14 protein-coding genes are annotated in these 13,937 nt (G+C 59.0%); 8 read left to right on the top strand and 6 right to left on the bottom strand.

The window, feature by feature from the left end; translation table 11 throughout:
• Positions 1 to 103 precede the first annotated feature (103 nt).
• The gene (locus tag WDJ58_RS24035; protein ID WP_338918135.1) at positions 104 to 1,177 is read left to right on the top strand and encodes a hypothetical protein; all 1,074 of its coding nucleotides are present in this window, start codon (positions 104 to 106) and stop codon (positions 1,175 to 1,177) included.
• Between the two features lie 10 nt (positions 1,178 to 1,187).
• On the opposite strand, the gene WDJ58_RS24030 is transcribed toward WDJ58_RS24035, so the two are convergent.
• From WDJ58_RS24030 to WDJ58_RS24010, 5 genes are all read right to left on the bottom strand, one after another.
• The gene (locus WDJ58_RS24030; RefSeq protein WP_338918391.1) at positions 1,188 to 1,808 is read right to left on the bottom strand and encodes a YqjF family protein; all 621 of its coding nucleotides are present in this window, start codon (positions 1,806 to 1,808) and stop codon (positions 1,188 to 1,190) included.
• A 458-nt stretch (positions 1,809 to 2,266) separates the two neighbouring features.
• Positions 2,267 to 2,560, bottom strand: coding sequence for a PadR family transcriptional regulator (locus WDJ58_RS24025; protein ID WP_338918134.1), 294 nt, complete (start codon positions 2,558 to 2,560; stop codon positions 2,267 to 2,269).
• Positions 2,561 to 3,318: 758 nt separating this feature from the next.
• Positions 3,319 to 4,527, bottom strand: coding sequence for a Cdc6/Cdc18 family protein (locus WDJ58_RS24020; protein WP_338918133.1), 1,209 nt, complete (start codon positions 4,525 to 4,527; stop codon positions 3,319 to 3,321).
• A 1,182-nt stretch (positions 4,528 to 5,709) separates the two neighbouring features.
• Positions 5,710 to 6,099: a hypothetical protein gene (locus WDJ58_RS24015; protein WP_338918131.1), complete on the bottom strand. Its 390-nt coding sequence runs from the start codon at positions 6,097 to 6,099 to the stop codon at positions 5,710 to 5,712.
• 103 nt (positions 6,100 to 6,202) lie between these two features.
• Entirely contained in the window at positions 6,203 to 6,616 is a 414-nt protein-coding gene (locus tag WDJ58_RS24010; protein WP_338918130.1) for a transcriptional repressor, read from the bottom strand.
• Between the two features lie 129 nt (positions 6,617 to 6,745).
• On the opposite strand from WDJ58_RS24010, the gene WDJ58_RS24005 reads away from it, so the two are divergent.
• From WDJ58_RS24005 to WDJ58_RS23990, 4 genes are all read left to right on the top strand, one after another.
• The gene (locus tag WDJ58_RS24005) at positions 6,746 to 7,294 is read left to right on the top strand and encodes a hypothetical protein (RefSeq protein WP_338918129.1); all 549 of its coding nucleotides are present in this window, start codon (positions 6,746 to 6,748) and stop codon (positions 7,292 to 7,294) included.
• A gap of 118 nt (positions 7,295 to 7,412) precedes the next feature.
• Entirely contained in the window at positions 7,413 to 7,823 is a 411-nt protein-coding gene (locus WDJ58_RS24000; protein WP_338918128.1) for a helix-turn-helix domain-containing protein, read from the top strand.
• A 196-nt stretch (positions 7,824 to 8,019) separates the two neighbouring features.
• Positions 8,020 to 8,556, top strand: a complete 537-nt coding sequence (locus WDJ58_RS23995) for a hypothetical protein (RefSeq protein WP_338918127.1) — start codon at positions 8,020 to 8,022, stop codon at positions 8,554 to 8,556.
• Between the two features lie 707 nt (positions 8,557 to 9,263).
• The gene (locus WDJ58_RS23990) at positions 9,264 to 10,049 is read left to right on the top strand and encodes a thiamine pyrophosphate-dependent dehydrogenase E1 component subunit alpha (RefSeq protein WP_338918125.1); all 786 of its coding nucleotides are present in this window, start codon (positions 9,264 to 9,266) and stop codon (positions 10,047 to 10,049) included.
• 219 nt (positions 10,050 to 10,268) lie between these two features.
• Here WDJ58_RS23990 and WDJ58_RS23985 read toward each other — a convergent pair whose 3' ends face one another.
• Positions 10,269 to 11,384, bottom strand: a complete 1,116-nt coding sequence (locus WDJ58_RS23985) for a hypothetical protein (RefSeq protein WP_338918124.1) — start codon at positions 11,382 to 11,384, stop codon at positions 10,269 to 10,271.
• Positions 11,385 to 11,606: 222 nt separating this feature from the next.
• Between WDJ58_RS23985 and WDJ58_RS23980 the strand changes: the two genes are divergently transcribed.
• The 3 genes from WDJ58_RS23980 (at position 11,607) to WDJ58_RS23970 (ending at position 13,641) form a co-directional block, all read left to right on the top strand.
• The gene (locus WDJ58_RS23980; protein WP_338918123.1) at positions 11,607 to 12,185 is read left to right on the top strand and encodes a DUF7437 domain-containing protein; all 579 of its coding nucleotides are present in this window, start codon (positions 11,607 to 11,609) and stop codon (positions 12,183 to 12,185) included.
• A gap of 89 nt (positions 12,186 to 12,274) precedes the next feature.
• On the top strand, positions 12,275 to 12,949 hold the full coding sequence (locus tag WDJ58_RS23975; RefSeq protein ID WP_338918121.1) for an RNA polymerase subunit sigma-70: 675 nt from the start codon (positions 12,275 to 12,277) through the stop codon (positions 12,947 to 12,949).
• Entirely contained in the window at positions 12,946 to 13,641 is a 696-nt protein-coding gene (locus tag WDJ58_RS23970; RefSeq protein ID WP_338918120.1) for a hypothetical protein, read from the top strand. The genes WDJ58_RS23975 and WDJ58_RS23970 overlap by 4 nt, the downstream gene beginning before the upstream one ends.
• Positions 13,642 to 13,937: the final 296 nt, after the last annotated feature.

The raw sequence follows: 13,937 nt of genomic DNA, 5'->3' as shown, positions 1-13,937 counted from the left end.
CGCCGTGACTCCTGAGGGACTGGTTCGAACGCTACTCGACTCGCGGGGCCAGTCGGCCCTTGGCGCGGTAGATCGCGTAGCTCATCCAACGAAGATGCAAGCTATGCAAGCGCTCCTCAGGGAGAACCTTGCTGTACATGAACTCGCAGATGGGATAGATATCAGTAGACAGACGGCATATCGGGCTCTCGCTGCGTGCATCGATGGAGGGCTAGTTCGCTCAGTTGACTCAGAATATGCGCTTACCTGTTCAGGAGGTGCAGTTCTACGAGCCTATTACGAGACGGTCGAGGTAATCAAGAGAGATGCGTTCATTCGGCTTGCCCGCTCCAGACACCAGCCATGGGTCCTCGAAGCTCTCGACACGAGCCCTGCTCGGAAAGCGAACCTCGCGAGGAAGGCTCACCAGGAGGATGGCTCCTCCAGAGCGACAGTTCATCGAATCGTCGATGCACTCCTCGACGGCGACTACGTGGTCAAACACGCCGGCAACTACGAACTGACTGGAAGCGGTCGTGCCCTGCTTGAGGCGTACACCGACTTCAGAGAGACGGTCGCACAGGCGCTCGACAAACGCGAGTTCCTTCGGTGGTTGCCAGCTGATATCGAATCGTTCCCTGTCAGTGCTCTCAGTACATCGACACTCATCCAGAACAGTCCAGACCATCCTCACAACGTGCTGAATGCACTCCTACGTGTTGCAGACCCCTCACTCGAGACATTCGAGGGAATGGCGACCATCGTGAGCCCGACGATCGCACAGGCCTACCGACCAGTTCTCAGTGGAAACACCAGAGTGGCTGGGGTCTTTCCAGACGAGGTCCTCTTCGGCCTCCACAAAGATCCCGAGTTCATCGACTACGTGAAACAGCAGGGATTCACGTCCTATATCAGAGAAGGATTCGCCGCAAGGGATGCAGAGTTACTGTTTGTCCCGGAGCTGCCTCCGATTCACCTGGCTATCTTCGATGGCACTCGTGTAATCATCTCCCTGGCACCCTCAACAGGTGTGACTGACATCGAAGCGTCGGCGATCGACTCGACCGATCCCCAAATCGTCGAATGGGCGAAGACGTACTTCGAAAGCTACCACGAGAGGGGTCGACCGCCGCTACGGACGTTTCTCGACAGGAGCCTCGGCTACACGCCGGGACCTCAGCACCAGGCCGGAGACTAAATCTGATCGATCACATGGACTCCAGCGTCGAGGGGTCCTCGGATGCAGGTCGCGTGTCCAGCGGTCCGACTGCCATCTCGAATCCTGGACTGAACTGGATAACCGGGTCCATCGTCGGTGTCGGCAGGCCAGCGGCTTCGAACAGGGTATTTCGGCGGATCGTCGCCGTCGCCGGGCGGAGTTCCCACGGCTCACGTTCAATCGTTCCGACATACATCTCGTTCTGCTCGGAGCCGAACGCCCGGAGAACGTTAGCACGACGGTCTTCAGGTGCTGGAAGATAGTAGCGGAAGTGCTCGACACAGTGGGCCTCGAGGGTACCGGGGGCAGCCTGGTACGGCTCGCCCGTCGGGCGGTATCGAGCCTGGAACACAGCTTGCGATGAGTGGTCACCATCTCGCTGGCTCTGGAACGTAATTTCGTCGCCCCGGCGGGTCATCCGCATCCGAGCGTGATGGAAGGGGAGCCCGAACGCTCGGCGACCGACCGCTGCTGGAGCTCGTCTGCCACTATCGAGGGAAAGGAAGTAGACACCTGGCTCGTCGTCCATCGTCACGTAGGTTCTGAAATTGAGCTGCGGGAATCCACGCTGGAAACGTTTCGGGAGACGAGTCGAGCCTCCTGTTGAGATCCTGAATTCGGGAAGACGGCACTTTCCGAATCCGTTTCCGGAGCTCGCCGCCAGTCAAGCAAATATAGTTACCCCACATTCATAATAGCACTAGAATTGTGGGGTAATTAGTCTGAGCAGGACGTGTTTTCCAATAGGCTTCGGGGCAGTACGGGCTGGGACGAGGATCGTCAGTATCGGTTCCTGGTCAGCGTTCTGTCGTCCGGATGGATCGTGACCCTAATGCGTACTACAAATTGTTACGGAATGAATTATCTGTGTCCGACATCGCGGATCAACCGCGTAACCACGGGACATTCCGGTTCTGAGGTGTTCATCGAATACTGGGACTGCGGGCAGACCCTGCCGGCAGAGGTTACCGGTGTCTGGAGTATGGTTCGACGAATATCGCGACCGACGAAGTGTGATCTCCGGCGAGTCGAACTCGACGGGTCACGGAGTGGCCCGACCCACGCTTGTCACGCGGTGTTGGCATCAATCGATTCGACGTATTGGTTCTCCCACTTGCGCCGATCTTCGAGTTCACGGCGTCCGCGGCGCGTCGTCGTGTAGACGTTCGTTCGACGATCTTTCTCGCCTTTCTCGACGAGGCCTTTGTCGACGAGCGTGTCGAGGTTCGGGTAAAGTCGCCCGTGATGGATCTCCGACTCGTAGTACGACTCGAGTTCCTCCTTGATCGCGAGGCCGTGCGGTTCCTCGAGCCCAGCGAGCACGTACAGGAGATCGCGCTGGAAGCCAGTCAGATCGTGCATGGTAATATATCTATCATGCTGATAATTATATCTGTCCCAGTCGTGAGATCATCGAGCACGTCGGCCACGATGTGAGCGTGTCTTACGAAGAGGTGGTGTAATCAGTCACTGCCCCTTGCTATCGTACCCGGATATTCGGGGTTCAAACCAGCGTCTCGTTCTCGTGATGGAGCGTCACAACGAACAACGAGGCTGGCTCACGCAGCTCCATCCGATGACACTCGAACTACGGAGTTCGCACACCGAGTTTCCCGTGAATTCGGCCGCCAAATGGCCCAATTCGAGAGTTTTCGGCCCCATATTTCCACTCGAAACTCCCCGCCTGGGACCAGATTTCGACGCAGCGGGAGCCCGGGATTAGAAGAGACTGGTGAATCGCCCTGGCGCTTGCCCCCCGGAACATTCGCCTCAACCGTCTTGAAATCATCCAGCGTAACCAACTACGACGTGTTTCATCGGAAACGTGGTGTGAGAGTCTAGAGATCCCCTCGGAGTACCCCGACGGGTTCGCGAAGTCTTCGGGCAAACGGACCGCCGTGGACACCGCGTTTCCGGTGAAACTCCCAGCCTGACCGCTCTTTGACGCCGATCACTTGCAGGGTTAAAACGGCGTTAATTTTTTGGATAGTTACCCCACAAAGACGCACTTCAGTTACTCTTGTGGGGTAACCTTCGGAGCACCCAGTCGCACCGCGGCTGAGTTAGGGGCACACCGCGTTTCCGGTGAAAAGGGTCGGTTGAGACGTGACGGCGACGGCTCAGTCGATCGTATCAGCGAGGACGTTCTGGACGACGTCGGGCTCCTCGAGGAGCGTGTGTTCGGTGTAGCTCCCCTCTGCACTGCCACCGCTGTGGCGCGTCTGCTCGATCACGTCGAGAAAGGCGTGCTCCTTGAGGAGATCCCGAACGCGTCGCAACGAGAGCGCATCGGAGTTCTCCTGCCGACAGATTTCCTCGTACACCTCGTAGATCCGGGTCGTCCGGAACCCAGCGTTCTCGGAGTCGTCTTCGGTATGATTGAGCGAGAGGATCGTCAACGCCTGGAGCACGTATCGCGAGTGGGGCGTCGACCCACTGAGCAACTCGCGGAAGCGGTCGGTTTCGGCGCGCTCGCGTGCCTGCACCACGAATTCTTCCGAGACCGTCTTGGCGTTCGTCGACTGAGCGATCTCGCCAGCGTATCGGAGAATGTCGATCGCTTTCCGGGCGTCACCGTGTTCGCGAGCGGCCAGTGCTGCCGCCCGGGGAATCACGCCCTCCTCAAGGACGCCCTCGTGGAAGGCGTCGCTCCGGGCTTCCATGATGTCGTTGAGCTGGTTGGCGTCGTAGGGGGGAAAGACGAACTCGCGCTCACAGAGGCTGGACTTGACGCGTTCGTCCATCCGATCCTTGTATTTGATCTTGTTGCTGATCCCCATGACGCCGATCTTACAGTCCTCGATCTTCCCGGCCTCGCCCGCTCGCGAGAGCTGCATCAGGATGGCGTCGTCCTCGAGCTTGTCGATCTCGTCGAGGATCACCAGGACGACGTCATACTGTCCGTCCAGAATCTTCCAGAGCCGCTTGTAGTACGTTGCTGTGCTGATTCCCTTGTCCGGGATGTAGATGTCGGTGTCGGTGGTGTTGACAGTGTCGGCGATGGTCTGGACGGCCTGGGTTTCAGTGCCGTCCTGGGCACAGTCGACGTAGGCGAACGTCGCGTCGACGTCTTCTTCCTTCGCCGTGTCGACGAGCCGACCCGAGATGTACTTCGCACACAGGGACTTGCCGGTTCCCGTCTTCCCGTAGATGAGAACGTTGCTCGGACTCTGGCCGAAGATTGCCGGATTGACTGCATTGGCGAGCTGGCTGATCTCCTCGTCGCGCCCGACGATACGGTCTTCGTCCGGGAGGTGACTGATCTCGAGGAGTTCCTTGTTCACGAAAATCGGGTCCTCCCGGATGAACAGATCGTCGGATTCGGACATACCCTTACACACCACGTTTCCGGTGAAACGACTTGATACTTTCCCCCGCACACACACACCACGTTTCCGGTGAAACCGGTCTCGAGCGTGGCTCCGGTCCAGGCGAAACGGAGGTTAGGCACCATCGGAAACACGGTCGATCACAGTGTCAGCCTCATGCGCGGTCCAGCAGACCATACGTCGCGGACCAGATGGTCTGACGAACTCGGGAGAGAGAAGGTTGGAGAGGACGGTTGCGCCTGCAGGATGCCGGTCAATAGAGCGACAGACGTCGCTCTCTAGTACGGTCTGCGACGTACTCGGCGAGCGGTAGGACTGGTGGGGTTATAAATCTACGTCAGACAATAGCTCACGTTCTGATAGGTCCGGACGAGCGCTCCTCTTCTCCCGAATTTCACCGGAAACGTGGTGTGCTTCCCGCCGTGAGTGGACGAATCCGCTGAGTCTGGGCGTCGTATCCTCGCGGTTCCTTCCCATGACGGCTCTCCGAGTCGGTGGTGAGGATTGTCCGGCCCTCCCTCTGGACGGATTTCACCGGAAACGTGGTGTGCGTGTCTGCCGAGTTCGTCTCGATACCCAGCTCGAAGGACTGGTCTATACTCTCTCGAGCGTCCTCGTCACTATTTCCGCGATTTCTTCCCCGCCTGGTTCGTTCGGATGGACGCATCGCTGCTGTTCACGCCCCTTCTGAGCCATTCTATCCAACTCCCTGTAGGTTTCACCGGAAATCCGGTGTGCGTGTCTTGAATTTCATCAGCTGTTCCCTCTCTCATGTATATCTGGTAGTAAGGAGCGTTTCTGCACGGATTCACCGACTCCGATTCACCGGAAACGTGGTGTCCCCGTTCGTACTACTCTCTTTCAACATCATCGATGGGTTCCGGAGACTCTCCTATCGATGTGTTCTTTCTACCTTGATCCAACCACATCCATAGATCAGGGCTGCTCGAGCTATCCGCTCGACCAGCCATCTGCTCCACCAGCTCTTCATCTGGTCCAATCACCCCGAGGGAGCGTAGGACGAACGATATCGGAGCGTCCAAGCCCGAGAGATGAATAGCGACGATCGAGGGTACAGTCCTCAATGTGCTGACTCAACCCCGTGGTTAGGAACACATCGAACAGATCGATAGAGGGGTGTGTTTGGCTGAGCAGTGGCCACCGTCGATCCTCCATTTCTTGTTACTCTCTCGGGTTAACGGGAGCGATGTATTCGTTCTTCCAGGTGTCGCCCTCCCGCCACTGGAAGTAGTAGTATCTGTAGCTCTTCTCGCCGGTCTGTTTGGTCGTCTTAATCGTGATGTAGGCCCCGCTGGCTGGGACGTCCTCGTAATCCGTCGGGTCGGTCGAGATTCCGCGATCTTCCAACTCCTCAAGTTCCTCATCTTCGACTTCGTCCTCAGCTCGTCGACGTTCGAGTTCTAGCTGACGCTGACCGCGCTTCCACTCAGCGAGCTCTGTTGCGTACGTCGCTACCGTCTTCAGCCGTTTAGGAGATTGTTTTTCGAGAGGTTCACGGAGATACTTCGGGAGATCCGGTGTGGGCGGTTTCTCCGAGTCGTTTTCAGCCATAGTTACCCCACTAGCGCCATTATACATCAATTTGTGGGGTAACTCTATCTCACAACGAGATCAACACCTCGTCATCGAAGTGTAACTCGCTAAAAAGCGGGCGTTACCGCTCCCCGGGACGGGGCGCGTTCTCGTACTTGACCATCTTCTCGGGCTTGTCCGAGATGGTACTGTATATCTGCTGGAGCGTGTCCTCGGCTGCGAGCAGGTTGCGCGCCTCGAGGAAGTCACGTCCGTCGTCGGTGAGGCCGTAGAACTTCCAGGGGTAGCCCTGCCGGCGCTGACCGTCGTCGAGTGCGACCTCCTTGACGATGCCGGCGTCGATGAGCTTCTGGATATGCTTGTAGACGGTGGCCTCGCTAACGCTCGGATTCAGTTCCTCGAGTTCGTACATCGAGGGCAGCTGCTGGGGATGCTGGAGGATGTTGTTGATGAGCGCGAACCTCGTCTGTTGCGTGACGAAGTGGACGAGTTCACGGGTTTCCGTCCCCTCGACAGTCCCAAGATCGGTACTCATACGTCACAGTATGCGGCCTGGAGGCAAGTAGTTTACTCTTGAGTAAATCACTCTATGATAAATCGATTACTGGCTGAATAGGTAATTTACTCCATAAACCATATCTCATGTCCGCGAGAGGGAGTGATTATGACCGACGAGGAGCCGCCGCTCCCTGAGGAGGTTCTCACGAGTGCGAAGGAGCAACTCGACGAGGAGGAGATTTCGCTGGCGGACAACGAGGAGATCCTGCACGCCCTGAGTGAGCTGACGCCTGTCTACGAAAACGATCGATCGTACTTCGTCCTCGGCAACTACGACCGAGAGCCGATCCGACGGCTGAATCTGGTCGTGGATCGTCTCAATCGTCGAAACGACGCGTACGCCTTCCGGATGGTGGACATTCGTGGGGAGTGGGACAACAGTATTCAGAAGTTCTGCCTGATTGCTGATATCGTCACGTCCCTCGTCGGTGTCGCAGAGAAGGAACCAAGTGATTTCCTCGTCGAACAGGGACTCCTCGTCGGCACGATTGAGTATTTCGCGAAGAGCTACGTGCTCAAACGGGAGTATGAAGACGAGGACCAGCCATTCGGCTGGATGCAGGATGGCGTCTTCGAACTGTTCGATGCGGAAGGCCGCCTGTATCGCTGGCGAACTGAAGATGACCTCGTGGAGGTGACTGGTGAGCTGCCGTGATCTCGGTACGGACCCCAATTCCTCTCGAACGATATCGGAATTCGACACAGAGACGGCTGATTAGAGTAATTCGGTTCTGGGCGAAACGCTTTAGAGCGAACTGGAACGATCATCGATAATGAATGGATCGGGTCCGACGAGCGAGACTCGTGAGGACGCTCGCGAACGACTCAACGTCGTCACGCAAGAGACGCGGTTCTCGCTCGTCCAGGACATCCTCGGGCACCCGTCGGGACTGCCGACGCTGAAGGAACTGGACTACGTCAACCCGAGCAAGAGTCAGACGACGATCCGCCAGCATCTCCATCGGCTCGTCGACGTCGGCATCGTCGAGGAGGTCCTGCTTCCCGAGGATCGCCGACGGAACGACCTGCCGTACAAGTTCTACGGGCTCAGCGAGCTCGGGCGACGGTTCCTCGAGGAGCACAAACTCCTCCGTGCCGAGGAGACGCTTCGAGAGATCTACGCTCGCGTCGAGAAGGCTCCCGAGATCGAGCGGTACGAGAGCGCTCCGCGCCCCGAGCGGTAACGGAAAATTTGATCGAGAGTCACTCTACCGGTGGTCTGGGTTACCCCACGGAGAGGACAGTATGCCACTCGTGGGGTAACTCCTATTGCAAGCGACATACTTGGCGGTCTGTGACCGCTTTTACCAGCGATAACGAGTGTCGAAATCCTGTTAGCACTTTACACTTCCTTCATAGAGGTTCAGAATAGCTACCCTCATGACGGAGCACTGGACGCCACGGAATATCGGGGTCGAGGTTCCTCCGACCAAACTACACACCAACGACCCGATGTACGATCCACTCATCAGGCCAACACCAGCACAGCTCGTGGCCCTCGTGTCGGACGTCGTAACGATGGGCCACACCCGGAAGATGGGCGTCTTTCGACCCGTGTTCGAGACGCTCTCGACACTCGGGCTCGAACTCGACGGAGCAGATCCGGTCCGGTTTCTCGAGTTTCCAGAGACCGAGCGCGATATCGTTATCGTGCTCGGATTCGATTGTGACGCCTCAACATATCCATCTAGGTCGGCGATCGCCATCAGCCGGTCCGCGACTCGCACCAGCTCGATGCCGGTTCCGACGTCTACCTCGTCACCGAGCGCCACGACGACCCTGTCGACCGTCCTGTCTCGAATCGCCGGCGCCTCGACGTCCGTCTGCAGCCGGATCTTTCGGGCGGCTGCACACACCCGCTCTTCGAGGGCCTTTGCGTACCGCGCAATGTCCGTCGGAGACCGATCGATTCAGTAAGGTTTCGTGCTATCGAGACAGCCTGTTTGACGAAGCGGAACAGAATCTTCTGCACAAAGACGCCTCTTCCGCTTCATTTCAATCGTTCTGCCGACTTACCCCGGTGTCGTCCGTGAATTCAATAAAACCGTGTCTCATAGACCGCATCTGTCTTTGAGCTTCTCGAGAAACTTGGCACGATACTTCTACTCGACCTCCAGTGAGGAAAGGTGGTCAGTACGATCCATATCGTTAGTGGCATACCTGTGAATGGGATCTTTGAGTCGTGTGGGCGACCGAACCTCAGATAGTGGCAATAAGTTGAAATAAAGTTTAACTTAATCTTTCGGAACAACTTGGCAAGAGTTCCGAGTTGAGGTAGTTAGTAAGGCAAGGGTATTAACCAGTTGGCAAGGCTCGGCACGACCAGGGCCCGTATTTTATCAAAGTTAAGAGATACAATAATATGGTCAGCATCGTTTAGATACCCCGCCGTCAAGGATATCGCGAAGCGAAACGTCGACGCGGCAGGACTCGGCGATCGAACCATCTTCGAGCACGGCGATTACGAGACTGACACGTTCGAATCGAAGTGCCTCGCCTGCTATCTGCCTCTAAGGTCTCCTTGATCAGAGGTAGTCGATCCATTGGGCTGACCTCCGTGGGAGCCACCTTTCCCGGGGCAGGAGAGAACAGCCCGCAAAGACGCCACTGGCGTTGTTCGCCCAGTGCTCGTTTTCCGCTTCACTAGCCATCGCGGGCAGGCACCGATGGCGGTGAGCGGGCTGGATCCCGGTCGAATCCTCGCCGAACTCTACATTCGGAAGGACGGGTACAACAAGGGGAAATCCTATCACGTAACAGATGTCGAGCGAGGCGTCATCGGAATGGGAGGGATCATCGGCGCACAGGTTCCCGTGGCCGGCGGGAAGGCGCTGGCACAGCAGTTTCGCGATACGGAAGAGGTGAGCCTGGCCTACTTCGGCGAAGGGGCGAGCAACGAGGGAGCGATCCACGTGACGATCAACCTCGCCGCGATGTGGGACCTGCCACTGGTCCTCCTCTGTGTGAAAAACCAGTACAACATCTCCCAGCCTGTGGACGAGGCGGTGAAGGGGCCGTCGATCGCCTCCCGCGCCGCAGGCTACGGCATCCCCAGCAAGCTGGTGGACGGAAACGATCCTCTCGCGGTGTACCGGACCGTACGCGAGGCGGCGGCACGTGCCCGACGCGGGGGTGGATCGACGCTGATCGAGGCGCAGACGATCCGTCTCGACGGCCACCTCACGCACGACCCGCAGAAGTACCGTTCGGAGGGGGAGCTCGCCGACGCGTGGGCCCGAGATCCGATCGAGCGCTTTCGGGCCCGACTCGCCGCGGAGGACGTCCTCTCCGAGGCCGAATTCGAAGAGATGGAAACGGCTGTCGAGGCAGAGGTCGACGAGGCCGTCGAGTTCGCACGCGAGAGTCCGTATCCGGAGCCCGAGGAAGCCTACGAGGACCTGTGGTCATGACTGAAACGAGGATGCTGGACCGGACGCGGATACTGGAGCGGAACGCGTTCAGACGCGACGCCGCGCTCTCCGAGGAGGAACAGGACGCACCCAGCTTCCGTGGCGCACTACGCGAGGCGATGCGAGAGAAGATGCGACGCCTACAGGAGATCCACACCGGCAATCTTGATCCAGCCGAGGAGCCCGTCACGCAGCAATGGGTGTTGATGAATCTCGGGCTTACAGCCGGGGCTGCGACGCGGACGCTGGTGTCCGAGTTCGAGACGGGATTGATCCACTCGCTCTCAGGAGCCGATTCGCCATCTCACAGACCTCGTCGTGCGTGTCCGAATCCAGCTCAAGGAGCGGACGCAGACGCTCATCGCGGGCCTGTCTGGCAGCCTCGGCGCAAGCCGCGGCGATTGCTGTCGTCGTCGGGCGCTTTGCGGCGAGTTCGTCGAACCGATTGTTCAGCCACTTCGCGTGTCCGACCAGTCCGATCTCATCGCTGAGTTCGCCCGGGCGGCAGATTCCGTCCGTGACGTTCTGCTTCTCGGCTTCCAGTGCGAGCGAACGCTCGATGGACTCCAGTGACGTTCCGGCGAACTGCTCGGGTTCAGCGAGCAGGTCACCGAGACGGACGTACTCACCACCGGGCGTCAGGACCTCCAGATCGGCGGTCTCGATGCCGGTCGTGGTGTCGTCGTCCTCGAATTCCTCCGGTCGGTCGTCCGTCTGCAGGTCGTCGACAGCCGCGGAAGCGGTCGTCTCCGGTGCAGCCGTCCGGGTCGCGGATTCGTCGAGGCCACTGGCGACGCCAACGAACTGTTCGCCGGTCGGATCGACGAAGTTCGAGCTGGCGTTGCCGGGCGTCCAGGTCGCGAGATCGCCGGCAGCATCGGGCTCTAAGAGCGCGTCTGCGGGCTGACCGTTCGAGTTGGTCCGAGCTCTCATGAGCTGGCCTCGCTCGGGAACGACAGGGTCACCGTCGGGAGTGTAGCCGTACAGTCCGTCGACGGGTTCCGCTCGCGTTCCGAAGTCAGTCTTCGAGGCCGTCCGCTCCGTGAAGCGCGCTGGATCTGCATCCGGCTCCGTCGCGACGTCAGTGTCACGAGCAGAGCTGTCTGCAGTCGCTTGATCGACAATGGCCCAGAGCAACCCTGCCAGTCTGGTGACCAGCGTGGTCGTCCCGGCCGTGTCGGTCGAGCGGCGGCGCTCCTGTTCCTCCCGGTAGTCCCGGAAGTAGGGGGAGCGGCGGGCGTCGGTCCGCGAGTCTGCGGTCCCATTGGGGTTTCTGTGTGTCGTCGCCTCTACCGTCGCCGGTAGGTTCTTATCGCCGTTGTTGCTACTGTTCATTGCATTACTCCATTCCATTCGTGAGGCTCTAGCCAGCCTCACATTCTACACCGACCAGCGACGCATAGATGTATCGCCGCTAGAAGCCTCTATTCGAGCGTTTTCGAGGAATAACCCACACCGATCCCACAATCGATTTCTCTCGATTATCGAGCTCGCCGAGCCACTCGCATCCCCAAGGTACTTTATAGTTTATCTGTAATCCGTAATTAAGACGGACTCATGTCACGCACAGCCCGGGACGGCGATGTCGTTCGTGATCTCCTGTCGGTTGCTGCCCTCCTCGAGGAGCCCCCGCTGGCTCGACTGTACGCCTATGTCCATCGTGAGGGCCCTGCGACGGTTCGGGAAGCAATAGACGCTCTCGATCTCCCGCAGGGGACGGCCTACAGCTATGTCAACCGACTCCAGGAGGCGGGTGTTCTCGCTGTGGTCTCCGACGAGCAACCGCGCGAGTACGAAGCGGTCGACATCGAGCTCTCGCTCTCTGCCGACCGCGGCGAGCGCACGTACACGGTCGCGCCGATGCTGGTCGACGCTGTTGGACGGCGTGACGGGAACGACGACATCGACACCTACACCGATCGACACGGGATCGCCGGCCTCGCGACGGCGCTCACGTACGCCGTCGCTCGCGAGCGCGGCGAGGTCACACATCAGCTGATGGCGCGAGATCTGGATATCTCGCCGCTGGAGGCCGAGGTCATCCTCGGGGCACTCCGTCCGGTCGTCCACCATCATGTTGATGTGGGGGTCGAAGGCGTCGGTGCAGAGACGGTCCGGGGGACCAACGACTCGTAGAAGACCCTCCCTCAGCGTCATATATAGACCTCTGGTGTCTCTGCTGGAGTAAGACTTTTGAGGATTACCGGATTATTGGTAACTATTAGATGTACGAACTGTTCGATGAGACAGCGGCCCGCGTGCTGCTCGCGATTGAGTCCGGCAATTCGATCCGGCAGGTTGCCCAGCACCTCCACGCACCCTACGAGACGGTCCGGCAGGCGGTGAACCGGCTCGAGGACGCGGGCTATCTCGCGTACGACGATGGTCTGTTCGTCACCGACGATCGCGTTCGCGAAGCCGCACGCGATTTGCTGGCTGCGAGTGCTGGTGTGAGTCCGCCGTCCATCGAGGAGGCGTACGCCCTCCCGCAGTTCGGCGACTGGCCGTTCGCATTCGCCCGGATCGATGCAGTCTACGTCTGGACGCAGGGGGGCTACCAGGTCGGTCGCGATCCCGACGACTATCCGCTGTTTCTCGCCGTCCGCGACCAGGACGTCGAGGCGTGGCAGGACTTTTTCGAGCGGTTCGGGCTACCAGCGGCGTTCGAGCGACAGCCGCGGGATGGACTCGATGGTCCGCTCCAGATCGTCCTTGATCCGCGACCGACGCTTGAGGTCAACCACGTCGACGGCTACCCGGTCGTCCCGCGCGACGAGACCGTCGCCTACATGCGCGAGCACTACGCGCAGTTCCAGTCGGCGTTGTCGATGCTCGATCGTATGTACGACGACCTCGATCTCGACGTGGCCTACCGCGAGTCGGAACGGGTTCACTCGTGAGCTTCGACGACCGCAGTACTGCGTTGATCGAACTTCTTGAGGAGCTCAACGAGAGTGACCTTGAATACGTCCTCGTCGGTGGGTATGCGGTTTCAGCCTTCAACACGCGGTTCTCGACGGATCTCGATATCGTCGTCCTGCCCGATGAGAAAGACAGGTTCGTCGAGTTCCTCGAAACCCGCGACTTCGAGGAGACCGACAGCCACGCGAAGGAGTGGGTCTACGATACGGAAGTGGTCGAGTACGAGAAGCGACTGTCCCCCCAGCAACCGATCGGTTTCGATCTCCTCGTGAACGGCCTCGGATGCCGACAAACGGAGGCGCAGTGGTCGTTCGACTACCTCCACAAGCACAGCGCTCAGCAGGAGATCAGCGGTGGCACCGCGACGACCACCGCTCGTGTGGTCGACGGAGCAGTCCTCGTCGCTGCCAAACTCCACAGTGGTCGCGAAACCGACCTCCGCGACGTCCTTGCCATTGCCGAGGAGATCGATCTTGAGGCAGTGACGCCACATCTTCACCGAGGGGATGCAGATGCGCTCCGAGCACAACTCGAACGTGGTGTCGAGATCCTCGAGAGCGACGAACTTCGGCATGGATTTCGGAGCGACTTCGGTGCGTCGGCGGTCTCCGAGTCCACGGTGGCTGATCTCAAAGCGTATCTCTCCGTGCAGATCGACCGCCTCTCCTGAGGTCTCCGATTTATCTGCCCCGAAGGGAGCGAGGAACGGCGATCGTGCACATGCACAACCAAGTATTCATCCCTGCAGCTGACGGGGCTTGGCGGTTGGCGCCGCTCGATTCACGCTCGACCGCCTGATCTACATCGGTACGAGACCAACGACTACTTTCGACTACTACGGGATACTCACTCAACTTACGTTAGCCGGCATAGGTCTGACAGCGTTAGAGGGATAGAAACGTCTGCGTTCTCGATAGTCCCCACAAGATCCTCACCGTCCCTTGGTGAAGGACGGAGGATTTTCTG

This window comes from Salinirubellus litoreus (assembly GCF_037335815.1).
Taxonomy (GTDB): Archaea; Halobacteriota; Halobacteria; order Halobacteriales; family Haloarculaceae; genus Salinirubellus; species Salinirubellus litoreus.
The sequence above is the reverse complement of the archived record's forward strand: the minus strand, read 5'-3'. Positions and strand labels throughout refer to the sequence as shown.